This is a genomic window from Rhizobium sp. CECT 9324 (genome assembly GCF_918741265.1).
Classification (GTDB): Bacteria; Pseudomonadota; Alphaproteobacteria; order Rhizobiales; family Rhizobiaceae; genus Allorhizobium.
In genome coordinates, this window is sequence record NZ_CAKKMZ010000001.1 from 3,968,406 (window position 1) to 3,994,732 (window position 26,327).

A 26,327-nucleotide genomic window follows, 5' to 3' on the forward strand; every position below is an offset into this window, starting at 1 on the left:
AAAAATATGAAACTGTCTAAGACATTGCTGGCGGGCGTGGTATTTGCCATCGCCTCCATGGGCTCGGCCGTACAGGCCGCCGACATGAAGATCGCACTGGTCGTCAAATCGCTCGGCAACGGCTTCTTCGAGGCGGCCAATAAGGGCGCTGAAGAAGCAGCCAAGGAACTCGGCGGCGTCGAGATCATCTATACCGGTCCGACGACGACCACGGCCGAAGGCCAGATCGAAGTCATCAATTCGCTGATTGCTCAGGGCGTCGACGCCATCGCCATTTCCGCAAACGATCCGGATGCCGTCGTTCCGGCTCTGAAGAAGGCGGCCCAGCGCGGCATCAAGGTCATCTCGTGGGATTCGGGCGTTGCCGCCGAAGGCCGCATCATGCACCTGAACCCGTCGTCCAACGAACTGATCGGCAAGATGTGCCTGCAGCTCGCGGCAAACCATCTTGAAGGCGGCAAGGGCGACTTCGCCATCCTGTCGGCCACCACGACCTCGACCAACCAGAACATCTGGATCGAGGAAATGAAGAAGCAGTTGAAGGACTTCAATGGCCTCAATCTCGTCACCACGGTCTATGGCGACGACTTGGCCGACAAGAGCTACCGCGAAGCCCAGGGCCTCCTGAGCTCGCAGCCGAACGTCAAGGTCATCGTAGCCCCGACAACGGTTGGCGTTCTCGCAGCCTCGCAGGCTGTTAAGGATGCCGGCAAGATCGGCCAGGTCTATGTGACCGGTCTTGGCCTGCCGTCCGAAATGGCTGGCGCCATCAAGTCGGGTGCGACCAAGGAATTCGCCATCTGGAACCCGATCGACCTCGGTTATTCGGCAACCCAGATCGCCTATCGCCTGGTCAAGGGTGAGACGGACGGCGCTCCCGGTTCGGAAGTGGAAGCGGGCCGCATGGGCAAGATCAAGATTGGCGACAATGGCGAAGCCGCCATGGCCGATCCCTTCGTCTACGACGCGTCGAACATCGACGAATTCTCGAAGATCTTCTGATCCGGCAGCTCCGAGTTGAGGCATCACGTGCCCCTCACCCTAACCCTCTCCCCGCAAGCGGGGAGAGGGGACGTGCCCCGATGATGGAATGACGCATGGCTTGCGTCCTTCTCCCCGCATGCGGGGAGAAGGTGCCGGCAGGCGGATGAGGGGCTTATAGGAACTGAAATGACCATGACCGTTCAAGCCAAGTCTCTCAATACCGCGCCATTGCCTGCCGACACGCCGATTCTGGAGATGCGCGGCATCTCGCAGATCTTTCCCGGCGTCAAAGCGCTCGATGGTGTGAATATCGCGCTCTACCCCGGCAAGGTCACCGCTCTGATCGGCGAGAACGGCGCTGGCAAGTCGACGCTGGTCAAGATCCTGACCGGCATCTATCGCCCCAACGAGGGCGAAATCCTCATCGACGGCAAGCCGACCGCCTTCGCCAATGCCCAGGATGCGATCGACGCTGGCGTCACTGCCATCCACCAGGAAACGGTCCTCTTTGACGAATTGACCGTCGGTGAAAACATCTTCCTCGGCCATGCGCCGAAAACACGGCTAGGCCTGATCGACTGGCGCCAGATCAACGAGCGCTCCCGCACCCTCATGCAGGCGCTCGAAAGCGACATCGATCCGACGACCAAGCTCAAGGATTTCTCCATCGCCCAGCGCCATCTGGTGGCGATCGCCCGTGCCCTGTCCGTCGAAGCCCGCATCGTCATCATGGATGAGCCGACGGCCGCCTTGTCCCGCAAGGAGATCGACGATCTCTTCCGCATCGTCGACGGCCTGAAGCGCCAGGGCAAGGCAATCCTCTTCATCAGCCACAAATTCGATGAAGTCTATGAGATCGCCGACAACTACGCCGTCTTCCGCGATGGTCGCATGGTGGGTTCCGGCGTGCTGAAGACAACCCCACAAGACGAGATCGTCCGCCTGATGGTCGGTCGCGATGTGCATGACGTTTTCCCCAAGACACCTGCCGTCATTGGCGCCTCGATGCTGTCCGTCCATGGCTACAACCACGAAACCGAATTCCGCAACATTTCCTTCGACCTGAAGAAGGGCGAGATCCTCGGCATCTACGGACTGATCGGCGCCGGACGCTCCGAACTCTGCCAGTCGCTCTTTGGCATCACCCGCCCCGCCTCGGGCACCTTGTCGCTCGAAGGCCGACCGATCACCATCAGTTCGCCGGCCGATGCGATTGCCGCCGGCATTGTCTATGTGCCCGAAGAGCGCGGTCGCCACGGCCTCGCGCTCGACATGCCGATCTACCAGAACATGTCGCTGCCTTCGCTGGTCCGCACCTCGGTCTCGGGTTTCCTGAAGGCGGCCAATGAATTGAAGCTGGCACGCCGCTATGCCGAACGGCTGGATCTGCGCGCCGCAGCTCTGTCCGTCCCGGTCGGCACGCTGTCGGGCGGCAACCAGCAGAAGGTCGTCATCGGCAAGTGGCTTGCGACCGCACCCAAGGTCATCATCCTCGACGAACCGACCAAGGGCATAGACATCGGCTCCAAGGCCGCCGTCCATGGATTCATCTCCGAACTCGCCGGCGAAGGCCTGTCGATCATCATGATCTCGTCCGAACTGCCGGAGATCCTCGGCATGTCCGACCGGGTCATGGTCATGCGCGAAGGCCTCTCCGCCGGCATCTATGAACGCGAAGGGCTGTCGGCCGAGACGCTGGTGCGTGCGGCGACCGGCAATGCGTAAGGATAGCATCATGCAAAATCTGCTGAAAAACCGGGAACTGCTGTTGGGTCTGATCATCGTTGGGATGATCCTTGGCTTCTCGACCCGAGCCGACAATTTCGCCACCCCCGGCAACCTGGCCAATATCTTCAACGACACCTCGATCCTGATCATTCTGGCGCTCGGCCAGATGGTGGTCATCCTGACCAAGTCAATCGACCTGTCGGTGGCGGCAAACCTTGCCTTCACCGGAATGGCAGTTGCCATGCTCGACGCAAGCTATCCCGGCCTGCCGCTCGCGCTGCTCATCGTTGTGGCAATCGGCATCGGCGCCATGCTCGGTGCGATCAACGGCTTTCTCGTCTGGGCTTTGCAGATCCCGCCGATTGTCGTGACGCTCGGCACCTTGACCATCTACCGCGGCATGACCTTCGTCCTGTCGGGTGGTGCCTGGGTCAACGCCCACCAGATGCAGCCCGACTTTCTCGGCTTCCCCCGCACGGTGGTCCTCGGTCTGCCCATCCTGTCCTGGGTCGCGATTGCCATCGTCATTCTCGTCTCGTTCATCCTGACCCGCACCAGCTTCGGCCGCTCCACCTATGCCGCAGGCGGCAATCCGGTTGCTGCCATCTATGCCGGCATCGATGTCGGCCGCGCCCGCTTCCTCGCCTTCGTCCTGTCCGGCGCGCTCGCCGGTCTCTCCGGCTATCTCTGGGTTTCGCGCTACGCCGTAGCCTATGTCGATATCGCCGGCGGTTTCGAACTCGACAGCGTCGCGGCAAACGTCATCGGCGGCATCTCGATCGCCGGCGGCATCGGCACCGTCATCGGCACGGTGCTCGGGGCGCTCTTCCTGGGCGTCATCAAGAACGCGCTTCCGGTCATCGGCATCTCGCCTTTCGCCCAAATGGCCATTTCCGGCATCGTGATCGTGCTTGCCGTCGTCTTCAATGCCCGCGCCGAGCGCAAGAAGGGCCGGATTATCCTGCGCGATCGCGCCGCCAAGACCGAGGTGACGGCATGAGCACCAATCCTATCTCCCCCCGCGAAAAGCGCATCATCCCGGACCGGCTCGGAACGCCCCTCCGCCGCATGCTGGCGAGCTGGGAAGTGCTGCTCTTTTGTGTCGCCGTTCTGATCTTCATCGCCAATTCGCTCGCCTCGCCCTACTTCCTCGATGCCTGGAACCTGTCGGATGCGACGTTCAACTTCACCGAAAAGGCAATGATCGCCTTTGCCATGGCGCTGCTGATCATAGCCGGTGAGATCGACCTCTCGGTCGCCGCCATCATCGCATTGGCCTCAACCGCCATGGGTTACGCCGTGCAGATGGGCGTCGGCACGCCGGGTCTTGTCGCCATCGGCACCACCACGGGTCTCGCCTGCGGCGCCTTCAACGGATTTCTGGTTGCCGTCCTCCGCCTGCCCTCGATCGTGGTCACCATCGGCACGATGAGCCTCTTCCGCGGCATTTCCTATATCGTGCTCGGCGACCAGGCCTTCGGCAAATATCCGGCAGATTTCGCCTATTTCGGCCAGGGTTACGTGTTCTGGGTCTTCTCTTTCGAATTCGTCCTGTTCCTCGGGATGGCGCTCGCCTTCGGCATCCTGCTGCACAAGACGAATTTCGGCCGCCATGTCTATGTCATCGGCAACAATCCGCTGGCCGCCCGCTTCTCCGGCATCCCGGTGGAACGGGTGAAGTTCATCCTCTTCCTTCTGACCGGCCTGATGAGCGGCATCGCCGCCGTATGCCTCACGTCCCGTCTGGGCTCCACCCGTCCATCGATCGCTCAAGGCTGGGAACTGGAAGTGGTCACCATGGTCGTGCTCGGCGGCGTCTCCATTCTCGGCGGCGCCGGCACCATCGTCGGTGTCGTCATCGCCGCCTTCGTCATGGGCCTTGTCACTTTCGGCCTCGGCCTGTTGAATGTGCCCGGCATCGTCATGTCGATCTTCATCGGCCTGCTGCTGATCATCACCATCGCCCTGCCGATCATCGCCCGCCGGATCAAGCATGCGAGGAACGCCTGATGGCCGAGCTTGAGAAACACGCCTTCAAGATGACGCTCAATCCCGGCATGGAAGCCGAATACAGGAAGCGCCATGACGAGATCTGGCCCGAACTCGTCGGCCTCCTGCATGACGCAGGTGTCTCCGACTATTCGATCCATCTCGACCCGGAGACCAATATCCTGTTCGGTGTACTGACACGGCCGAAAAACCATAAAATGGCAGCCTTGCCGGATCATCCGGTGATGAAGCGCTGGTGGGCACACATGGCCGACATCATGGCGTCCAACCCGGACAACTCTCCGATCGCCACGGATCTGGTCACGGTGTTTCATCTGCCATGACGAAGCCTGACGACCTGCCGAAATACCGACACGTCGCCGTCATCGATATCGGCAAGACCAATGCAAAGCTGGTTGTCGTCGATGCGCAGACCGGCACGGAGATCACTGTCCGCAAGACCGCCAACACGGTCCTCTCAAGCCCGCCCTATCCCCATTTCGACGTTGAAACGCTGTGGCAGTTCATCCTCGCCACGCTGGCGGAATTCGCCAAGTCGCCCGGCTTCGATGCGCTCTCGATCACTACCCATGGCGCAAGTGCCGCCTTGCTGGATGAAAAGGGCGATCTTGCCCTGCCGGTCCTCGACTACGAGCATCTCTACCAGCAGGACATCCAGTCCGCCTACGCGGCCCTGCGACCGGATTTTGCCGAGACCTATTCACCAAGGCTCGCCGGAGGGCTCAATGTCGGCGCCCAGTTGCACTATCAGCAGACGGTATTCCCCGCCGATTTTGCCCGCGTCGCCACCATCCTCACCTACCCGCAATACTGGGCCTACCGGTTGACCGGCATCGCCGCCAATGAGGGCACGTCGCTCGGCTGTCACACCGATCTCTGGCAACCCTTCACTGCCAGCTATTCCAGCCTCGTTGATCGCCTTGGCATCCGAAAGCAGCTTGCGCCGGTCCGCTCCGCCTTCGATGCGCTCGGCGAGATCCAGCCGGAACTGGCCGCGCGTCTCGGCCTGACAAAGCCGGTACCGGTCTATTGCGGCATCCACGATTCCAACGCCTCGCTCCTGCCCCATCTGCTCGGCTTCGGCTCCCCTTGTTCTGTCATCTCGACCGGCACCTGGGTCATCTGTTTCGGCGTCGGAGCAAAACCCGATCAGCTCGATCCGAACCGCGACACACTGGTCAATGTCGATGCCCAGGGCAGCCCGGTCCCCTCTGCGCGCTTCATGGGCGGACGCGAATGGGACATGCTGACGCGGGATTTGCCGCCATTGACGCCGCATGAAGAAGCGCAAGCCCTGCAATCCGTCCTGCACCAAGGCATCATGCTGCTGCCGAGCGTCGTCGAAAAAACCGGACCCTATCCGGACCGCAAGGCTGAGTGGACACGCGACCCCGCAGGTCCGGCCGAGCGTCGCGTGGCGGCAAGCCTTTACGAAGCGCTGATGACGGTCACTTGTCTGGGTCTGATTGGTGCGGACGGCCCGCTGATCGTCGAGGGACCATTTGCAACAAACGGTCTCTATCTAAGAGCCTTGCACAGCCTCACCGGCCGGCCTGTCTTCGCGTCGGAGGCCACCACCGGCACCGCCATTGGCGCGGCCCTGTTGACCGGCCTTCAGCTCAAGGTCCCCATGCATCCGGTCACCGGCACGATCGAAAAACTCAAAACCTACGCCACAGGCTGGCGTGCACGGGCGGACGCCCAACGTCTTTCCGTCTAAATTTTACCCAGTCGGATTTTTGCATTTCTTTTGTGCAGCGCAGCTTGTCAAACATGCTGCGCTGCGCCATCAATGCCCGCATGAGCAATACCGACCTCACCATTCTCGTGATCGATGAGAACGCCGTACGTGCGGCGATCATCGATGAGGGATTGCGCGAGGCAGGCCACACACATGTGACGGTGGTCCATGAGGTCAACGGCATTGCCCGCATTGTCGAGACCCTCGCCCCCGACGTCATCATCATCGATATCGAGAACCCCAACCGCGACATGATGGAACATCTGTTCCAACTGACCCGCACGGTGGAGCGACCGATCGCGATGTTCGTCGACCGGTCCGACACCGCGTCGATCGAGGCTGCCGTCGATGCAGGCGTCTCGGCCTATATCGTCGATGGCCTGAAGAAAGAGCGCGTCAAACCCATCCTCGACATGGCCGTCAGCCGCTTCAACGCCTTCAGCCGCTTGCAGCGCGAACTGGCGGAAGCCCGCAGTGCCCTGGAAGAGCGGAAAATCATCGAGCGCGCCAAGGGAATCTTGATGAAAATGCGTGGCTTGAGCGAGGAAGAAGCCTTCGCGCTGCTGCGCCAAACCGCGATGAACGAAAAGAAGAAACTGGCCGACATCGCCCAGAGCGTGGTCACCGCAGCAGGGCTGCTACTTTGACGGATCGCCCGAGAGGACGCCGGAGGAATCGGAGTGCATGACATGACGAGCAGGCGAAACGATAGCGGCGGACTGGCCGCGCCGGGTCTCGGTCCCGGCAAGCAGCAGCGCGTTCTCCGCGCCGGCTTCATCCCGCTGATGGACGCCTCGGTTCTGGTCGCCGCTGCCGAATGCGGTTTCGCCGAGCGCGAAGGGCTGACCCTCGATCTTGTGCGCGACGTCTCCTGGGCCAATGTTCGCGATCGCCTCGCCTTTCGCCAGTTCGACATTGCCCATATGCTTTCACCGATGCCTGTCGCCTCGATGCTTGGCCTCGGATCCAACCCGTCACCGACCATCACGCCATTTTCACTCGGTCGCGGCGGCAATGCGATCACACTGTCGCTCAGGCTCTTCGAGCGCATGCAGTCCCTGACCGGTATTGGGGAGGACGCATCCGCGCTCGACAATTCCAGGGCGCTGGCTTCCGTGCTCGCCGACATGCGCGCCCGCGGCGAACAACCGCCGACTTTGGGCATGACCTACCCATTTTCCTCGCACAACTATGAGTTCCGCTACTGGCTGGCTGCCGGTGGCATCGATCCAGACCGGGACGTAAAGCTCGTTGTCGTGCCGCCGCCGCTGACATCCGATGCGCTGGCCGCCGGCGCCATCGACGGTTTCTGTGTCGGCGCGCCATGGAACATGGTCGCCTCCGAGCGCGGCGTCGGGCGGATCGTTGCGGCCAAGCAGGACATATGGCCATCGGCCCCTGAAAAAGTGGTCGGCATGCGCCCCGATTGGGCAGCAACCAACAGCGACACCGTCTCACGCCTGATCGTCGCCCTCGATGCCGCAGCCAGGTGGTGCGACACCCCCGAGAACCATGACCATCTGGCGGAAATGCTGGCAGACGCACGCTACATCGCGACCGAAGTCAGCATCATTCGCCGTGTTCTGGCCGGCGAATTCAGCCTCGACGCCAAGGGCAATCAGCGGTTGCTTCCGGATTATTTCGTCTTTCACGGCCAGAATGCCAACTACCCGCGCCCGAGCCAGGCGCTGTGGATCTACAGCCAGATGATCCGCTGGGGGCAGGTCGGTTTCAGCGACAAGGGATCACAGCAAGCCGCCAGCGCTTTCCGGCCGGACATCTACCGCCAGGCCCTGGGCGATGCCGCAGCGCCCGATGATGGCGACATCCGCATCGAAGGCACCACGGAGGGCGATCGCTTCATGGATGCGATGGTCTTCGACCCCGCCGATATCAACGCCTATGTCGCGGCATTTCCAGTCGGCAGCCGGCATCATCAAACCTCGACACCGCATGACTTCTAATATTGCACTGCCCAATGCTGCGGCGTCGAAATTTGTGCAATGCGGGCATTCGCACAAGTTTTACGCACCCGCAAGGCAATGCAGGTGTCGATCCGCAGCAACGCAAAATTAGATTTTCGCAATAAGAAACAACGACTAAAGTCACCGAACACGAAACTGGCACGCTGCTTGCTTCGTTAAAAACAATCCGGTCAACGGCGATCGGATATACAAGAGCGCAAATAGCGCTCACCAGAGACATCGAAGTCGCTTGGTCTTGCATTCCGGGAATCCTCCTTTCCCGTGGACGCAAAAACCGGGCGGCTTTTTTTGTTTTTCCGGATCTCCGTCACCACCAGAGGGACACGCACAATGACGAAGACTACAGGATTGGGCATCAGCCGTCGCAATATCCTCAAGACCACCGCCGCGGCCGCATTGGTCAGCGCGGTGCGCTCCGCCTTCCCATCCGGCGCCTTCGCGGCATCCGCCGGCCCTGAAGTCACCGGGCTGAAGCTCGGCTACATCGCGCTCACCGATGCGGCACCGCTGATCATCGCCAAGGAAAAAGGCTTCTTCGCGAAGCACGGCATGGCCGATGTCGAAGTGCTCAAGCAGGCCTCCTGGGGCGCCACCCGCGACAATCTCGTGCTCGGCGGCGAGGCCAACGGCATAGACGGCGCGCATATCCTCACCCCAATGCCCTACCTGATGGAAACCGGCAAGGTGACGCAGAATAATGTGCCGGTGCCGATGTCGATCGTCGCCCGGCTGAATCTCGACAGCCAGGGCATTTCGGTTGCCCAGGAATATGCCGAGACCGGCGTGCAGCTCGATGCCTCCAAGCTCAAGGAAGCCTTCGCCGCCAAAAAAGCTGCCGGCAACGAGATCAAGGTCGCCATGACCTTCCCCGGCGGCACGCATGATCTCTGGATCCGCTATTGGCTGGCCGCCGGCGGCATCGATCCGGACAAGGACGTCTCCACCATCGTCGTGCCGCCGCCGCAGATGGTTGCCAACATGAAGGTCGGCAACATGGACGCCTTCTGTGTCGGCGAACCCTGGAACGAGCAGCTCGTCAATCAGGGCATCGGCTTTACCGCCTGCACCACGGGCGAGCTGTGGAAGGGCCATCCGGAAAAGGCGCTCGGCCTGCGCACCGAATGGATCGAGAAGAACCCGAATGCCGCGAAGGCGCTGATGATGGCCGTGATGGAAGCCCAGATCTGGGCCGACAGCATGGACAACAAGGAAGAGATGTCGGCGATCCTCGGCAAGCGCCAGTGGTTCAACGTGCCGCCGAAGGATGTCGCCGGTCGCCTCAAGGGCACGATCAACTACGGCAACGATCGCCTCGTCGAAAACACCGGGCTCGAGATGAAGTTCTGGAAGGACCACGCCTCCTATCCGTTCAAGAGCCATGACGCCTGGTTCCTCACCGAGAACATCCGCTGGGGCAAGTTCGCAGCCGACACAGACATCAAGGCGCTGGTCGACAAGGTCAACCGCGAGGACATCTGGCGCGCGGCAGCCGCCGACCTCGGCATCGCCGCCGCCGACATCCCTGCATCGAGCTCGCGTGGACCGGAAACCTTCTTCGACGGCAAGGTCTTCGATCCGGAAAATCCGCAGACCTATCTCGACAGCCTGTCGATCAAGGCCGGGGCGTAAAGCGGCATTGCCCCTCACCCGGCTGCCGCCACCCTCTCCCCGCAAGCGGGGCGAGGGGAGTGTGGCAGGAGGATGTGGGGCTACGCTTCACCACAACGAACACCACTCGAAAGAGGATCACACCATGACCGCAACAGCCCGCAAGGCAGACCAGACGGCGACACCGAAAACGGTGTCCCAAGTGTCGTCTGACAAAAGCGCGACAGTCGTCGTGATGGCGCAGCGCCCGGCCCGCAAGCTTAACATCCAGCCGGCACTGGCGGCCATCTGTCGCAATGTATTGCCGCCGCTCGTGGTGCTGATCGCGCTGCTGGCCATCTGGCAGATCGCCTGCTCGCATCCTGGCGCCACCCTGCCGCCACCGTCGCAGGTCTGGATCGACAGCTATGACCTGATTGCCTTTCCGTTCTTTGACTATGGCTCGCAGGATATCGGCCTTGCCTGGCGTGTTCTGATCTCGCTGCAGCGGGTGGCGATCGGCTTTGGCCTTGCCGCCGTCGTCGGCGTCTTCCTTGGTGCCGTCGTCGGCCAGTCGGTCTGGGCCATGCGCGGTCTCGACCCGATCTTCCAGATCCTGCGCACCGTGCCGCCGCTCGCCTGGCTGCCGCTGTCGCTGGCCGCGTTCCAGAACTCCAACCCGTCCGCGATCTTCGTCATCTTCATCACCTCGATCTGGCCGGTGATCATCAACACCGCGGTCGGCGTGCGCAACATTCCGGACGACTACCGCAACATCGCCCGGGTGCTCCGCCTCAACCCGCTGGAATTCTTCATCCGCATCATGGTCCCGGCGGCTGCCCCTTACATCTTCACCGGCCTTCGCATCGGCATCGGCCTGTCCTGGCTCGCAATCGTTGCTGCCGAAATGCTGACCGGCGGCGTCGGCATCGGCTTCTTTATCTGGGATGCGTGGAATTCCTCGCGTCTCTCCGACATCATCGTGGCGCTCGCCTATATCGGCGTGACCGGCTTCGTCCTCGACAAGCTCGTCGGACTGCTCGGCAGTGTCATCACCCGCGGCACCACGAAGAACTGAGGAGACGATAGCCATGAACGCCTATCTCAAGATCGACCATATCGACAAGAACTTCGAACGTGCCGGTACGAAGACGGAAGTCCTCAAGGATGTCAGCCTGACCATCGACAAGGGCGAGTTCGTCTCGATCATCGGCCATTCCGGCTGCGGCAAGTCCACCCTGCTGAACCTGATTGCCGGCCTCACCCGAGTTTCCTCGGGCGCTGTCCTGCTCGAAAACGTCGAGGTCAACGCACCCGGCCCGGAACGCGCCGTCGTTTTCCAGAACCACTCGCTCCTGCCCTGGCTGACCGTCTACGAAAACGTCAACCTCGCCGTCTCCAAGGTCTTTGCCGGCCGTAAGACAAAGGCGGAAAAGCATGACTGGGTGATGCGCAATCTGGATCTCGTCCAGATGGGTCATGCCAGGGACAAGCGCCCGGCGGAAATCTCCGGCGGCATGAAACAGCGCGTCGGCATTGCCCGGGCGCTCGCCATGGAGCCGAAGATCCTGCTGCTCGACGAGCCCTTCGGCGCGCTGGATGCCCTCACCCGCGCCCATCTGCAGGACGCCGTGATGGAGATCCATTCCCGCCTCGGCAACACGATGATCATGATCACCCATGATGTCGACGAGGCCGTGCTGCTATCCGACCGCATCGTCATGATGACCAACGGCCCGGCCGCCCGCATCGGGGAAGTGCTTGAGGTCCCGATCCCGCGGGTGCGCGACCGCATCGCGCTCGCCGCCGACCGCACCTACCTTAAATCCCGCGAAGCCGTGTTGAAGTTCCTCTACGAACGCCACCGCTTCGTCGAAGCCGCGGAGTGAAATCAATGGCTGAAAAACTCGTTATCATCGGTAATGGCATGGCGCCCGGTCGCATGCTGGAAGAACTGTTCGAAAAGGCACCCGGCCATTTCGACGTGACCATTTTCAACGCCGAGCCGCGCGTCAACTACGACCGCATCATGCTCTCGCCGGTCCTCTCCGGCGAAAAATCCTACGACGATATCGTCATCCACAATGACGACTGGTACGCCACCCATGGCGTGACCTTGCACAAGGGCGCAAAGGTCGCCGAGATCGACCGCCATGCGAAGACGGTCACGTCGGCCAACGGCATCACGGTACCCTACGACAAGCTGGTCATCGCCACTGGCTCGCTGCCCTTCATCATCCCGGTTCCCGGCCATCAATTGCCCGGCGTCCTGCCGTATCGCGATCTCGACGACGTCGACAAGATGCTCGAGATTTCCAAGGGCAAGGGCCGCGCGATCGTCATCGGCGCCGGCCTGCTCGGCCTGGAAGCGGCCTATGGCCTGAAGCGCCAGGGCATGGATGTCACCGTCATCCACCTGATGCCGACCATCATGGAACGCCAGCTCGACCCGGCCGCCGCCTATCTCTTGGAAAAGGCGCTGACCGAACGCGGCATCGACATCATCACCAAGGCCAACACCAAACAGATCCTCGGCACCGACAGGGTCGAGGGCATCGAGCTGGAAGACGGCCGTATCATCGCAGGCGACATGGTGATCATGGCCGTCGGCATCCGCCCGGCCTCCAGCCTCGCCAAGGACGCCGGTATCGCCGTCAACCGCGGCATCGTCGTCGACGACGGCATGATGACCTCGGACCCCAATATCTTTTCGCTCGGCGAATGCGCCGAACATCGCGGCACCTGCTACGGCCTCGTCGCGCCCCTTTATGAGGCCGCCCGGGTTCTCGCCGACCGCCTGACCGGAGGCACCAGCGAATATCACGGCTCCGTCGTCAACACGAAGCTCAAGGTCACCGGCATCAACCTCTTCTCCGCCGGCGACTTCGCAGAAGCGCCGGACCGCGAGGAAATCGTGCTACGCGATGCTTCGGCCGGCGTCTACAAGCGCCTCGTGCTGAAGGACAACAAGATCCTCGGCGCCGTGCTTTATGGCGAGACGGCGGATGGCTCCTGGTTCTTCGACCTGATGAAGCGCGGAACCGATATCTCTGAGATGCGCGACACCCTGATCTTCGGCCAGTCCTACCAGGGGGGCACCCCGCTGGACCCTATGGCGGCCGTTGCAGCCTTGCCGGATGATGCAGAAATCTGCGGCTGCAACGGCGTCTGCAAGGGCAAGATCGTCTCCACGATCTCGTCCAAGGGCCTGACCTCGCTGGATGACGTGCGCGCCCATACCAAGGCATCCGCTTCTTGCGGCTCCTGCACGGGCCTCGTTGAACAACTGATGGCCCTGACTTTGGGCGATACCTACAATCCGGCCGCCGTCACGCCCATGTGCACCTGCACCGAGCTTGGCCATGACGACGTGCGCCGGCTGATCAAGGCGAAGGGCCTGAAAACCATTCCCGCCGTGATGCAGGAACTGGAATGGAAGACCTCCTGCGGCTGTGCCAAATGCCGCCCGGCGCTCAACTACTACCTCGTCTGTGACTGGCCGGACGAATATGCCGACGACTACCAGTCGCGCTACATCAACGAGCGTGTGCATGCCAACATCCAGAAGGACGGCACCTATTCCGTCGTGCCGCGCATGTGGGGCGGCGTGACCAATGCGAGCGAACTGCGCGCCATCGCAGACGTCGTCGACAAGTTCGAAATCCCGATGGTCAAGGTCACCGGCGGCCAGCGCATCGATTTGCTCGGCATCGAGAAGGAAGATCTGCCAGCGGTCTGGGCCGATCTCGGCAAGGCCGGTTTCATTTCCGGCCAGGCTTACGCCAAGGGACTGCGCACGGTGAAAACCTGCGTCGGCTCCGACTGGTGCCGTTTCGGCACGCAGGATTCAACAGGTCTCGGCATCCGCATCGAGAAATTCATGTGGGGTTCCTGGACGCCGGCCAAGCTGAAGCTCGCCGTATCCGGCTGTCCGCGCAACTGCGCCGAAGCCACCTGCAAGGATATCGGCGTCATCTGCGTCGACAGCGGCTTCGAGATCCATTTCGCCGGTGCTGCCGGCCTCGACATCAAGGGCACCGACGTCCTGGGTCTGGTGAAGACCGAGGATGAGGCGCTCGAGCATATCGTAGCGCTCACCCAGATGTATCGCGAGCAGGGTCGCTATCTCGAGCGCATCTACAAATGGGCGAAACGCATCGGCCATGACGAGATCCGCCGCCAGATCATGACCGACGCGGAAAAGCGCCGTGCCTATTACGAGCGCTTCGTCTTCAGCCAGTCTTTCGCCCAGGTCGACCCCTGGTCGGAGCGTGTCTCCGGCAAGGACAAACACGAGTTCAAGCCGATGGCGACCGTCGAATTTTCGGCGGCGGCGGAATAGTCCCTTCTCCCCGCTTGCGGGGAGAAGGTGTCCGAAGGGGCAGGCGCAACTCGTTGCGCCGGGGATGAGGGGCTGTGCTGGTTGCCCCTCATCCTGACCCTCTCCCCGCAGGCGGGGAGAGGGAAAAGGAACAACAAGGAACGAACCCATGAACTGGATCGCCATCGGCCATATCGACGACATTCCCCTGCGTGGCGCGCGTTGCGTGAAAACGCCCGAGGGCAAGATCGCCGTTTTCCGCACAGCAGAGAATGAGGTCTTCGCTATCGAGGATCAATGCCCGCACAAGGGTGGCCCCCTCTCCCAGGGCATCGTGCATGGCAAATCCGTCACCTGCCCGCTGCATAATTTCGTCATCTCGCTCGAAAGCGGCAGGGCGCTCGGCGCCGATGAGGGCGAGGTCAGGACCATTCCGCTGCGCAATATCGACGGTCAGCTCGCAATCGCGCTCGACGCAATGCTGGTTGCGGCGGAGTGAGACCATGATGTCCGCGGCCCAGATACCCCCCTCTGCCCTGCCGGGCATCTCCCCCACAAGGGAGGAGATCACCATGCCGCACACAAGTTGCCTAGCTCACCAAACGACCTCGATACGAAACGGTTCGGCTGCTTTGTACCGATACGTTACTGCAGAAGCGCCAAAGCGCCGCCGCAGCCCGATCTCCCCCCGTGTGGGGGAGATGCCCGGCAGGGCAGAGGGGGGTGGCACTCGCGCCGTCAGGGGGCTTTATGTCCACTGAAACCAAGACCACCTGTCCCTATTGCGGCGTCGGCTGCGGCGTGATTGCCAGCGTCGATGAGGCCGGCAAGGTCAGCATCAAGGGCGACCCGGACCATCCGGCCAATTTCGGCAGGCTCTGTTCCAAGGGCTCGGCGCTTGCCGAGACGCTTGATCTCGACGGCCGGGCACTCCATCCCGAGATCATGGGCGAGAGAACCAGCTGGAACACGGCTCTGGACATGGTGGCGCAGACGTTCCGCCAGACGATCGCGGAGCATGGGCCGGACTCGGTCGCCTTCTATGTCTCCGGCCAGTTGCTGACCGAGGACTACTATGTCGCCAACAAGCTGATGAAGGGTTTCATAGGCTCGGCCAATATCGACACCAATTCCCGCCTCTGCATGGCCTCCTCGGTTGCCGGCCATCGCCGCGCATTCGGTGCCGACACAGTCCCCGGCACCTATGAAGACCTGGAACTGGCCGATCTCGTCGTGCTGGTCGGCTCCAACATGGGCTGGTGCCATCCGGTCCTCTATCAACGGCTGGCGGCAGCAAAGGCGGCTCGCCCCGGGCTGAAGGTCGTCGTCATCGACCCCCGCCGCACGGCGACATCCGATATCGCCGATCTCCACCTTTCGGTTCGCCCGGATGGCGATGTTGCGCTGTTCAACGGACTGCTCGCGCATCTCGTCCAGCACAACGCAATTGACCAGAGCTATATCGCCGCCCATACCCATGGCTTCGCCGAGGCTTTTGCTGAAGCGGACATGTCCATGGCCGACCTGATCGAGGCAACCGGCCTGCCGGCGATGCAGATCCGCCAATTCTTCCATCTCTTCCAGATGACGGAAAAGTCCGTCACCTGCTACAGCCAGGGCGTCAATCAGTCGTCCGTCGGCTCCGACAAGGTCAACGCGATCATCAATTGCCATCTGGCAACGGGCCGCATCGGCCGCCCCGGCATAGGCCCTTTCTCGCTCACCGGCCAACCGAATGCCATGGGTGGCCGCGAGGTCGGTGGTCTTGCCAACATGCTGGCCGCACACATGGCGATCGAAAACCCGGGCCATCGCGAAAGGGTCCAGCGCTTCTGGCAATCGCCGGTCATTTCCGACAAGGCGGGCCTCAAGGCCGTCGACATGTTCGAAGCGGTCGCCGATGGCCGCATCAAGGCGCTGTGGATCATGTCCACCAATCCGGTCGTCTCCATGCCGGATGCCGACCGCGTCAAGGCGGCCCTTGAGGCTTGCCCCTTCGTCGTCGTCTCGGACATCCTCAAGTACACCGACACTGCCCGTCTGGCAGACGTTCTTTTGCCGGCCACCGGCTGGGGTGAGAAATCCGGCACCGTCACCAATTCCGAACGCCGCATCTCGCGCCAGCGCCCTTTTCTGGCAGCACCCGGCGAAGCGCGACCCGACTGGTGGCAGCTTGCCGAAGTCGGCAGACGCATGGGCAACGACACGGCATTTGCCTATGCGACGCCCGGCGAAATCTTTGCCGAACATGCGGCTTTGTCGGCCTTTGAGAATGACGGCGAACGCGATTTCGACATTGGTGCCTACGCCGCAATTGACGAGGACGACTATGACAGCCTGCGCCCCTTCCAGTGGCCGCAGCAATTTGGCAAGCCACTCGGCGAAACGCGCTTCTTCGCCAATGGCCATTTCTATCATGCGGACCGCCGCGCCCGCTTCGTCGCAACATCTGCAACGCTGCCGGCGCGCACCAGCCTCGATTTCCCGCTGATCCTCAACACCGGCCGGGTGCGCGATCATTGGCACACGATGACGCGCACCGGAAAAAGCGCCCGGCTTTCGGCCCATATCGCCGAACCCTTTGCCGAAATCCACCCGCTGGATGCCGCGCAATACCGGATTGCCGACGCCGATCTTGTCGAGCTTTCCGCGGAAAACGGTGCCCGCGTCATTGTCCGCGCGCTGCTCACCGAACGCCAGAGCCGCGGCTCGGTCTTCGTTCCGATGCACTGGACGGGGGAAACGTCCTCGCTCGGCCGTGTCGATGCGCTGGTCCCATCGATCACCGATCCGGTTTCCGGCCAACCCGCCTTGAAGCATGTCCCGGTCGCGATGAAACGGTATGCGGCAAAGGCCTATGGTTTTGCCGTCAGCGTGGAAAAACCGCAGCACCTGGACGCAGCCTATTGGGTCACTGCTAAGGCTGATGGCGGCTGGCGCATCGAGCTTGGTTTCGAACACGACACGGTCGACTGGGAAGCCTGGGCGCGAAAGGCATTCGCCATTCCCGCCGATGTTGGGGTCACGGGTTATGCTGATGCACGCAGCGGCGACACCCGCCTTGCCTTCTTTGCCGGCCAGCGGTTTCTCGCAGCGCTCTTCGTTGCAGCCAGCCCCGTCGCCGTATCGCGCAACTGGCTGGTCGGCCAACTGCGCGAGCAACAGGCTGAAACCGCCAAGCGTTACGAGGTGATCGCCGGCCGGCCAAGCGCCGATCGTCCTGATCCAGGTGCCATCGTCTGCTCCTGCTTTTCGGTTGGCGTCAACCAGATCACAGGCGCTGTTCGCCAAGGCTGCTCAACCGTCGAGGCGGTTGGCGCCACATTGTCCGCTGGAACCAATTGCGGCTCATGCCGCTCCGAAATCAGGAGGATCATCGATGCTTGCCACGTTCTCGCAGCCGAATGAGCGCCCGCGGCCCGAGCGGGTCGCCCCTCTTGCCAAGCTTCCGGTCTTCTGGGCGCTCGAGGGCAAAACGGTGATTGTCGCCGGCGGCACCGATGGCGCCGCATGGAAGGCCGAGCTTCTCGCCGCCTGCGGAGCGCTGGTTCATGTCTATTGCCCAGAGGACGAGCTTTCCGAGGTCATGGCAAGCCTGATCGACGCACATTCGCCGGCCGATGAGCCGATCTCCCCCCTTGAGGGGGAGATGTCCGGCAGGACGGATGGGGGTAGTCCCACCCGGACGGGCGGCATCGTTTGCCACCCCCACCATTGGCATGCCGACATCTTCAAAAATGCGTCGCTTGCCCTGGCCGATTGCGAAACTGACGAAGAAGCCGAATCCTTCCACACAGCCGCCCGCGCAGCCGGCGTTCCGGTCAATGTCATCGACAAGCCGGCCTTCTGCCAGTTCCAGTTCGGCTCGATCGTCAATCGTTCGCCGGTGATCGTGTCGATTTCCACCGATGGCGCAGCTCCCATTCTGGCCCAGGCCATCCGCCGCCGCATCGAGACGCTTTTGCCGCAAGCCCTAAAGGGCTGGGCCGAACTGGCGCGCGACATCCGCGAGCGGGTCAACGAACGCCTGGCGCCCGGACCACAGCGCCGGACCTTTTGGGAACGCTTTGTCGACCACACGTTCGCCAGCAACCAATCGCCGGAGGAGGGCGTAGAGCGGGTGCTTCTGACTGAGGCCGAAAGCCTGTCGGAAGCGCCCGCCACCGGTCGCGTCACGCTGGTCGGCGCCGGTCCCGGCGATGCCGAACTGCTGACCTTGAAGGCAGTGCGCGCTCTGCAATCGGCGGACGTCATCCTCTTTGACGATCTTGTTTCATCCGAGGTCCTGGAACTGGCACGCCGCGAGGCCAAGCGCATGCTGGTCGGCAAGCGCGGTGGCCGCGAAAGCTGCAAGCAGGACGACATCAATGCCATGATGGTCAACTTCGCCAAGGCGGGCAAACGCGTGGTCCGGTTGAAATCCGGCGATCCGATGATCTTCGGCCGCGCCGGCGAGGAGATCGCCCGCCTGCAAGCCGAAGGCATTCCGGTCGATGTCGTGCCGGGCATTACGGCCGCCAGCGCCATGGCATCGGCTCTCGGTATTTCGCTCACCCATCGCGACCATGCGCAATCGGTCCGCTTCGTTACCGGCCATTCGCGTCATGGCGATCTGCCGGCCAATACAAACTGGGCAAGCCTTGCCGACCCGACCGTCACCACCGTCTTCTACATGGGCGGCCGCACGGCGGAAAAGATCAGCGAAGCGCTGGGCTCACATGGAATGCCCCCGTCGACCCCCGCCGTGATCGTCACCTCCGTCACCCGCCCGAACGAACGCCGCTGGTCCGGCACGCTCGATGACCTCGCCGAGGCCGTCGCCATCATCGGCGTCGACGAGCCGATCCTCATCGGCATCGGCAATGCCTTTGCCGCACGGGCAAAGGCACCGGTTGAAAAACCGCTGCCGCATTCGGAGCAACAGGAGATACGGGTAGCGTAAGGCCCCTAGGCAGGAACACCCGGCCGCGCAAAGGTCGCACTGGCTTCGCTGACGATCGAGACATGCTCATAGGCCGATTTGCCGGCGGCAAGTGCATCCCCGCGCAGGATCGCGGTGACAATCTCGTCATGCTCGCGCCAGGACTTGGCAAGGCGTCCTTCGAGACGGAACTGCGCGCGTCGAAACGGTGACAGCCGCGCGCGCGTCTGGGTGACGAGCTCCAAGATATGGTCGTTATGTGCCCCGCGATAAAGCTGGGTGTGAAATTCGGTATTGTAGGCTGCATAGTCTTCGTCGGCCGAGGCACGGACGATTCGGCTGGAGGCCTGGTGCATCTCTTCCAGATGTTTGCGCTCGGCAACGGTCATGCGCTCGGCGGACAGCCTTGCGCATATGCCCTCAAGCTCGGCCATCGCCTCGAACATCGAGTTGAGAGAACTACCGCTGACATTGGTGACCACCGCCCGCTTGTTCGGCTGGCGGTCGACGAGGCCCATGGCACAAAGTTCCCGCAAGGCTTCGCGCACCGGCGTGCGCGACACCTCAAAGCGCGAGGCCAGCGAGCCCTCGTCCATCTTCTCGCCGGGCTCCAGGCTGCCGGTAATGATCAGGTCCGCGATCGCCCGCACCATCTGCTCGACGGTCGTACCGGCACGGATGACGGCTTTCTTCTCAGGCTTGTTCACAGGCGATCCCACGTTGTTACTGCATACACATGCCAAAGCACCACGCCCAAGTCAAACCGGCGCAGCGCTGCAGGCACACCACTGCCCAGCCGTCGCCGAAATGGCTGCCTATTTCCTAACCATGCCATCTCTCAAACTGCATACAGTTTGATCTTGTCGCAAAGCATATGCGGTCGGCTCTCATTTTATCAAACACTTACGTCTCTGGCACGCCGATTGCATACACTTTATTGCTGAATTCAAGAATGGCAAACGCCAGATAAGGGGAACTTCGATGACCAAGCTTATGTCCGTTACCCGCAGAACATTCCTCAAGACTTCCGTCGCCGGTGTTGCTGGCGCGGCGCTTGCTCCCAACGCCTTCCTCTCGCCCGCCATGGCGCAGGCGGCCCTCACCGTCGGCTTCATCTATGTCGGGCCGAAAGATGACTATGGCTACAACCAGGCCCATGCCGAGGGTGCCACAGTCTTGAAAAGCATGGCCGGCGTTACCGTTGTCGAGGAAGAGAACGTACCGGAAACCGTCGATGTCCAGAAGACGATGGAATCGATGATCAACCTGGATGGCGCGACGCTCGTCTTCCCGACCTCCTTCGGCTACTTCGACCCCCATATGCTCGCCATGGCCGAGAAATATCCCGACGTCCAGTTCCGCCATTGCGGCGGCCTGTGGCAGGAGGGCAAGAACCCGATGAACACCGGCTCTTACTTCGGCTATATCGGCCAGGGCCAGTATCTGAACGGCATCACCGCCGGCTACGCCTCGAAGAGCAAGAAGATCGGCTTCGTCGCCGCCAAGCCGATCCCGCAGGTAGTGCAGAATATCAACTCCTTCCTGCTCGGCGCCCGCACCGTCGATCCGACCATCACCTGCCAGGTCATCTTCACCGGCGAATGGTCACTCGCCGTCAAGGAAGCCGAAGCCACCAACGCATTGATCGACCAGGGCGCTGACGTCATCACCTGCCATGTCGACAGCCCGAAGGTCGTTGTCGAGACCGCCGCCGGTCGCGGCGCCTTCGTCTGCGGCTACCATGCCAACCAGAGCCCGCTGGCGCCTGAAAAATACCTGACCGGCGCCGAATGGGCCTGGGGCAATGTCTACACAGACTTCGTCAACAAGGCGCAGGCCGGCGAAAAACTCGGCAATTTCGTCCGCGGCGGCCTGAAGGACGGCTTCGTCAAGATGAGCCCGCTCGGCCCGGCCGTCTCGGCCGAAGCGCGCACCAAGTTCGAGGCGACACAGGCGGAAATGATGAAGGGCGGCTTCTCCGTGTTCAAAAGCGGCCTGAAGGACAACAAGGGGACGGTCGTCGTCACCGCCGATCTGGCGGAAGACGCGATCGAGCTCGAAAGCATGGGCTATCTCGTCGAGGGCGTTATCGGCTCGACATCCTGAAGCGCGCGGGAGCGGCGGTAATGACCTTGGAAATAAACAGTCAGAGCCTCGTTCCACCCCCGGTGCAGGCCGGAGATCTTCGGCCTGCTATCGAATGGGCGGCACGGCGCGCCGAACCCCTCGCCATCGCGCTTTTGGCGGTGATCGTCGGACTAGGCATCTTCTCGGTCTTCATTGCCGTAGTCGGCAAGTCGCCGCTCCAGCTTTTTCAACTGATGTATGCTGGCGGCTTCGGCAGCTGGTTCTCGATCCAGAACGCCCTCAGCCGCGCAGCCCCCCTGCTGCTCACCGCACTCTGCGTCGCCTTGCCGGCGCGTCTCGGCCTTACCGTGATCGGGGCCGAAGGCGCCGTCGTTCTCGGCGGTGTCGCCGCTGCAGCGATTGCCCTGCCGATCGTCGGCCTGGTGCCTCCTCTGCTCTTGTGGATCACCATGGGCATCGCCGCCATGGTGATCGGTGGCATCTGGATCGGCCTGTCCGGCTTCCTGCGCCACTATCGTGGAGTCAACGAAACCATCGCCTCGCTGCTGCTTGCCTATATCGCCATCGCTCTGATGAACCAGCTGATCGAAGGCCCGCTGAGGGATCCGGCAAGCCTCAACAAGCCATCGACGACGCCGCTTTCCGCCGAATACATGCTCGGCAAGATCCCCGGGATGGACGTGCATTGGGGCTTTGCCGTCGGCATCGTCGCCTGCATCATTTCCTATATCGTCATCGAATGGACGACGAGCGGCTTTGCCGCCCGCATCGCCGGCGGCAACATGCGGGCCGCCCAGATCCAGGGCCTGCCCGTCGGCCGGCTGATCGTCGGCTTTACGTTTCTCGCCGGCGCCTTTGCCGGTCTCGCCGGCATGATCGAGGTCGCCGCCGTTCAGGGCAGCGCCAATGGCTCGCTGGCGGCCGGCTATGGTTATACCGGCATCCTCGTCGCCTTCCTCGCCCGCCACAATCCGCTGGCCATCATTCCGGTCGCCATTCTGCTCGGCGGCATCGACGCCTCCGGCGGCTTGATCCAGCGCCGCATGGCGCTGCCGGATGCCACGGTGCTCGTGCTCCAGGGCACGCTGTTCATCGCCGTCCTCTTTTCCGAAACCCTCTACGGCCGCTTCAAGATCTTCAACCCCGATCTCTGGAAACAGCCGGACGCCAGCAAGGGAGCAGCCTGATGGACGGAACCGATATCGGCCTCTGGGGCATCCCCCTTGCCATCATCGCCGGCGCCATCCGCGTCTCGACGCCGTTCATCTTCGTCAGCCTCGGCGAAATGATCACCGAACGCTCCGGCCGCATCAACCTCGGCCTTGAGGGCACGCTGGTCTTCGGCGCCATGGCCGCCTATGGCACCGCCGTCATGACCGGTTCGCCCTGGCTGGGTGTGCTGGCCGCCATGTTGGCCGGCTCGCTCTTCGGCCTGCTGCACGGCTTCATCTGCAAATTCCCCAAGGTCAACGACATCGCCATCGGCATCGCCATGATGCAGTTCGGCCTGGGCATTGCCTTTTTCCTCGGCAAGCCGTTCATCCAGCCCTCGGCACCCAAACTGCCGTCGATCGCCTTTGGCGGCTGGTCGAGCTATCCGCAAATCCAGGCGGCCCTGAACATCAACGTGCTGTTCATTCTCGGCATCGCGCTCGCTTTTGCCCTCTCCTGGGCCCTGCGCAATACGCGCCTCGGCCTCATCCTGCGCGTTGTCGGCGACAGTTCCGATGCGGCCCGCGCCATGGGCCTCAATCCAGACACCATCCGTCTCCTGGCAACAGCCGTGGGTGGCGCGCTTGCGGCTGTCGGCGGCGCCTATCTCTCGCTCTTCTATCCTGGTTCTTGGAACGAAGGCATCTCCTCCGGCCAGGGCCTGATGGCTGTAGCTCTGGTGATCTTTGCCCGATGGAACCCGATCGGCTGCCTGCTTTCATCGCTGCTCTTCGGCGGTGCCGGCGCGCTCGGCCCGGCCCTGCAATCGGTCGGCGTCACGGAGGGCTACTATCTTTTCTACGCAGCGCCTTACGTGCTGACGCTCATCATTATGATCGCGACATCGTCCCCAACCCGCTCGCTGACCGGCGCGCCCGGTGCGCTGTCGCTCACCAAATAACTCGACCACAAGGAACATTTCCATGAACGGATTGGGTGGACTGAACAAATCCGAACACGGCGTCGGCATCGGCCTCGTTCAACTGCAATTGCCCAACACGGTGACGAAAGCAGATCTGGCGCGCCAGACCCAGGTGATCGTCGATCTGGTCGGCAAGGCCCGGCGCAACCAGCCAGGCATGGATCTCGTCGTCTTCCCGGAATATGCCCTGCATGGCCTGTCGATGGATATCAATCCGGAGATAATGTGCACGCTCGACGGCCCGGAAGTCGCGGCCTTCAAGTCCGCCTGCAAGACGAACCGCATCTGGGGCTGCTTCTCGATCATGGAGCTCAATCCCGGCGGCATGCCCTACAATTCCGGCATCATCATCGACGACCAGGGCGACTTGAAACTCTATTATCGCAAGATGCATCCCTGGGTCCCCGTTGAACCTTGGGAGCCCGGCGACCTGGGCATCCCCGTCATCGAGGGTCCGAAGGGTGCGAAGATCGCCCTGATCATCTGCCATGATGGCATGTTCCCGGAAATGGCCCGCGAATGCGCCTACAAGGGTGCCGAGATCATGATCCGCACGGCCGGTTATACCGCGCCGATCCGCGACAGCTGGAAATTCACCAATCAGTCGAATGCCTTCTGCAACCTCATGGTCACCGCCAATGTCTGCATGTGCGGCTCTGACGGCACGTTCGACAGCATGGGCGAAGGCATGATCTGCAATTTCGACGGCACGATCATCGCCCATGGCACCAGCGGACGGGTCAACGAGATCATCACCGCGGAGGTTCGCCCCGATCTGGTGCGCGAAGCCCGCCTTGGCTGGGGCGTCGAAAACAACATCTATCAGTTCGGCCATCGCGGCTATGTCGCCGTTGCCGGCGGCGCGCAGGATGCGCCCTACACCTACATGCATGACCTGATCGCCGGGACGTACCGCCTGCCATGGGAAGACCAGGTCAAGGTGACCGACGGCACGTCCTGCGGCTTCGACACGCCACATCGCCGCTATGGCGAAACCTTCAAGCTCGCCGGGGAATAGGAGAACAATCGATGGATGCGATGATCGAGACCAACACCCACTATATCGACGGCGATCCCTACAACTGGCCATATAACGGCAAGCTCAGGCCCGACAACACTGCCCTGATCATCATCGACATGCAGACCGATTTCTGTGGGCCCGGCGGTTATGTCGACCATATGGGTTACGACCTGTCGCTGGTCCAGGCGCCGATCGAACCGATCAAGACGGTTCTGGCCGCCATGCGTGCCAAGGGTTACCACATCATCCACACCCGCGAAGGCCATCGCCCCGACCTCGCCGATCTTCCCGCCAACAAGCGCTGGCGCTCGCAACGCATCGGCGCCGGCATCGGCGACGCCGGCCCCTGTGGCCGCATCCTCGTGCGCGGCGAACCCGGCTGGGACATCATCGAGGAACTCTATCCGCTTGAGGGCGAAACCATCATCGACAAGCCCGGCAAGGGTTCCTTCTGCGCCACCGATCTCGAACTGATCCTCAACCAGAAGCGCATTGAAAACATCATCCTGACCGGCATCACCACCGATGTCTGCGTCTCCACCACGATGCGCGAAGCAAACGACCGCGGCTTCGAATGCCTTTTGCTGGAAGACTGCTGCGGCGCCACCGACTACAGCAACCATCTTGCCGCAATCAAGATGGTCAAGATGCAGGGCGGCGTCTTCGGTTCGGTGTCCAACTCCGCAAAGCTGGTCGAGGCCCTGCCCTGATGGCCTCCTGGCGTGCACAGGTCTACCGCGTTTCAGCCGACGCCCCGGACGATGTCTCGGGCGTCGAAGCGTTATTCTCCGCTGGCCTTGCGCCGGCAAACGTCGTCGCCATTCTCGGCAAAACAGAAGGCAATGGTTGCGTCAATGATTTCAGCCGCGGCTATGCTACGCAGTCCTTCGAAAAGCTGTTTGCCCGACATGGTGTCGAAGGCGTGTCGATCATCATGTCCGGCGGCACCGAAGGCGCTCTTTCTCCACACTGGACGGTATTTGCCCGCGAAAGATCGGATGCACCCGCCGCGCGCGCGCTGGCGATCGGCGTGTCGAGAACGCCCGACCTTGCCCCTGTCCAGCTCGGCCGCAAGGACCAGGTGACGATGGTCGCCGAAGCTGTCCGTCAGGCGATGAAGGATGCCGGCATAACAAGCCCCAGGGACGTACATTTCGTCCAGATCAAGTGCCCCCTGCTGACTGCAAGACGGGTGGCGGATGCGCAGGCATCCGGCGAAACGACGGTGACCCGCGACACCCTGAAGTCGATGGGCTTTTCCCGCGGCGCATCGGCGCTCGGCGCCGCCGTTGCTCTGGGGGAAATCGCCGAAGATGCGATCACCGACGCCGATATCGGCAACAGCTTTCACATCTATTCCGGCTGCGCCTCCACCTCGGCCGGCGTCGAACTGACCGACCATGAGATCATCGTGCTCGGCATGAGCGAAACATGGTCAGGCCCGCTCGCCATCGACCATGCGGTGATGCAGGACGCGATTGATACCGCATCCGTGCGCGCCGCCCGCGAGCGCCTGCCGCAGGACGCTCAGTTGAAGGCGGTACTGGCCAAGGCCGAGCCGGATCCGAGCGGATCCGTACGCGGACGCCGCCACACCATGCTCGACGATTCCGACATTTCCGCCACCCGCCATGCCCGCGCCTTTGTCGGCGGCGTTCTCGCCGGCATCTTCGGCATGACCGATCTTTACGTCTCGGGTGGTGCCGAACATCAGGGCCCACCCGGTGGCGGACCTGTCGCCATCATCGTTGAAAAGGAGCAGTGACCGTGAACATTATCGGTGAGATCCTTCGTACGAAAGAGATAC

General features: G+C 62.2%; 22 protein-coding genes. 21 read left to right on the forward strand and 1 reads right to left on the reverse strand.

The window, feature by feature from the left end; translation table 11 throughout:
• Positions 1-6 precede the first annotated feature (6 nt).
• The 15 genes from rhaS to cysG all read left to right on the forward strand — a co-directional run bounded on the left by rhaS (position 7) and on the right by cysG (position 19,298).
• Positions 7-1,002 (forward strand): rhamnose ABC transporter substrate-binding protein, encoded by a 996-nt coding sequence (gene rhaS / locus LQ231_RS19200; RefSeq protein ID WP_230173021.1) that lies wholly within the window; start codon positions 7-9, stop codon positions 1,000-1,002.
• Between the two features lie 174 nt (positions 1,003-1,176).
• Positions 1,177-2,709, forward strand: coding sequence for a sugar ABC transporter ATP-binding protein (locus tag LQ231_RS19205; RefSeq protein ID WP_230173420.1), 1,533 nt, complete (start codon positions 1,177-1,179; stop codon positions 2,707-2,709).
• 10 nt (positions 2,710-2,719) lie between these two features.
• Positions 2,720-3,712: an ABC transporter permease gene (locus tag LQ231_RS19210; RefSeq protein WP_230173022.1), complete on the forward strand. Its 993-nt coding sequence runs from the start codon at positions 2,720-2,722 to the stop codon at positions 3,710-3,712.
• Positions 3,709-4,722 (forward strand): ABC transporter permease, encoded by a 1,014-nt coding sequence (locus LQ231_RS19215; protein WP_230173023.1) that lies wholly within the window; start codon positions 3,709-3,711, stop codon positions 4,720-4,722. Before LQ231_RS19210 ends, LQ231_RS19215 begins: the two co-directional genes overlap by 4 nt.
• A complete protein-coding gene (gene rhaM / locus LQ231_RS19220; protein ID WP_113144181.1) occupies positions 4,722-5,045 on the forward strand; it encodes an L-rhamnose mutarotase in 324 nt (107 codons plus the stop codon). Before LQ231_RS19215 ends, rhaM begins: the two co-directional genes overlap by 1 nt.
• Positions 5,042-6,442: an FGGY-family carbohydrate kinase gene (locus tag LQ231_RS19225; RefSeq protein ID WP_230173024.1), complete on the forward strand. Its 1,401-nt coding sequence runs from the start codon at positions 5,042-5,044 to the stop codon at positions 6,440-6,442. Before rhaM ends, LQ231_RS19225 begins: the two co-directional genes overlap by 4 nt.
• Before the next feature lie 80 nt (positions 6,443-6,522).
• The gene (locus LQ231_RS19230) at positions 6,523-7,110 is read left to right on the forward strand and encodes an ANTAR domain-containing response regulator (protein ID WP_113144190.1); all 588 of its coding nucleotides are present in this window, start codon (positions 6,523-6,525) and stop codon (positions 7,108-7,110) included.
• A 42-nt stretch (positions 7,111-7,152) separates the two neighbouring features.
• The gene (locus tag LQ231_RS19235; protein ID WP_230173026.1) at positions 7,153-8,427 is read left to right on the forward strand and encodes a CmpA/NrtA family ABC transporter substrate-binding protein; all 1,275 of its coding nucleotides are present in this window, start codon (positions 7,153-7,155) and stop codon (positions 8,425-8,427) included.
• A 351-nt stretch (positions 8,428-8,778) separates the two neighbouring features.
• Positions 8,779-10,077: a CmpA/NrtA family ABC transporter substrate-binding protein gene (locus tag LQ231_RS19240; RefSeq protein WP_230173027.1), complete on the forward strand. Its 1,299-nt coding sequence runs from the start codon at positions 8,779-8,781 to the stop codon at positions 10,075-10,077.
• A gap of 124 nt (positions 10,078-10,201) precedes the next feature.
• Positions 10,202-11,113 carry a nitrate ABC transporter permease gene (gene ntrB / locus LQ231_RS19245; protein WP_230173028.1) on the forward strand — a complete coding sequence of 304 codons (912 nt, stop codon included), beginning with the start codon at positions 10,202-10,204 and terminating at the stop codon, positions 11,111-11,113.
• 13 nt (positions 11,114-11,126) lie between these two features.
• On the forward strand, positions 11,127-11,924 hold the full coding sequence (locus tag LQ231_RS19250) for an ABC transporter ATP-binding protein (RefSeq protein ID WP_230173029.1): 798 nt from the start codon (positions 11,127-11,129) through the stop codon (positions 11,922-11,924).
• Positions 11,925-11,929: 5 nt separating this feature from the next.
• Complete coding sequence (nirB, locus tag LQ231_RS19255; RefSeq protein ID WP_230173030.1) at positions 11,930-14,377, forward strand: nitrite reductase large subunit NirB; 2,448 nt, start codon at positions 11,930-11,932, stop codon at positions 14,375-14,377.
• Between the two features lie 148 nt (positions 14,378-14,525).
• Entirely contained in the window at positions 14,526-14,855 is a 330-nt protein-coding gene (gene nirD / locus LQ231_RS19260; RefSeq protein WP_230173031.1) for a nitrite reductase small subunit NirD, read from the forward strand.
• A gap of 251 nt (positions 14,856-15,106) precedes the next feature.
• Positions 15,107-17,764: a nitrate reductase gene (locus LQ231_RS19265; RefSeq protein WP_230173032.1), complete on the forward strand. Its 2,658-nt coding sequence runs from the start codon at positions 15,107-15,109 to the stop codon at positions 17,762-17,764.
• Positions 17,736-19,298 (forward strand): siroheme synthase CysG, encoded by a 1,563-nt coding sequence (cysG, locus tag LQ231_RS19270; RefSeq protein ID WP_230173033.1) that lies wholly within the window; start codon positions 17,736-17,738, stop codon positions 19,296-19,298. Before LQ231_RS19265 ends, cysG begins: the two co-directional genes overlap by 29 nt.
• 5 nt (positions 19,299-19,303) lie before the next feature.
• On the opposite strand, the gene LQ231_RS19275 is transcribed toward cysG, so the two are convergent.
• Entirely contained in the window at positions 19,304-19,984 is a 681-nt protein-coding gene (locus tag LQ231_RS19275) for a GntR family transcriptional regulator (RefSeq protein ID WP_113143015.1), read from the reverse strand.
• 274 nt (positions 19,985-20,258) lie between these two features.
• Here LQ231_RS19275 and LQ231_RS19280 point away from each other — a divergent pair, with 274 nt between their 5' ends.
• From LQ231_RS19280 to LQ231_RS19305, 6 genes are read left to right on the forward strand one after another with little or no spacing between them, the layout of a single operon-like run.
• A complete protein-coding gene (locus tag LQ231_RS19280) occupies positions 20,259-21,383 on the forward strand; it encodes a BMP family ABC transporter substrate-binding protein (protein WP_230173035.1) in 1,125 nt (374 codons plus the stop codon).
• Between the two features lie 20 nt (positions 21,384-21,403).
• Entirely contained in the window at positions 21,404-22,552 is a 1,149-nt protein-coding gene (locus tag LQ231_RS19285; protein ID WP_230173036.1) for an ABC transporter permease, read from the forward strand.
• Positions 22,552-23,478 carry an ABC transporter permease gene (locus LQ231_RS19290; RefSeq protein ID WP_230173038.1) on the forward strand — a complete coding sequence of 309 codons (927 nt, stop codon included), beginning with the start codon at positions 22,552-22,554 and terminating at the stop codon, positions 23,476-23,478. Before LQ231_RS19285 ends, LQ231_RS19290 begins: the two co-directional genes overlap by 1 nt.
• Positions 23,479-23,500: 22 nt before the next feature.
• Complete coding sequence (locus tag LQ231_RS19295; protein ID WP_230173040.1) at positions 23,501-24,517, forward strand: formamidase; 1,017 nt, start codon at positions 23,501-23,503, stop codon at positions 24,515-24,517.
• Positions 24,518-24,528: 11 nt separating this feature from the next.
• On the forward strand, positions 24,529-25,230 hold the full coding sequence (locus LQ231_RS19300; protein ID WP_230173042.1) for an isochorismatase family cysteine hydrolase: 702 nt from the start codon (positions 24,529-24,531) through the stop codon (positions 25,228-25,230).
• A complete protein-coding gene (locus tag LQ231_RS19305) occupies positions 25,230-26,285 on the forward strand; it encodes a ring-opening amidohydrolase (RefSeq protein WP_230173044.1) in 1,056 nt (351 codons plus the stop codon). The genes LQ231_RS19300 and LQ231_RS19305 overlap by 1 nt, the downstream gene beginning before the upstream one ends.
• Positions 26,286-26,327 lie beyond the last annotated feature (42 nt).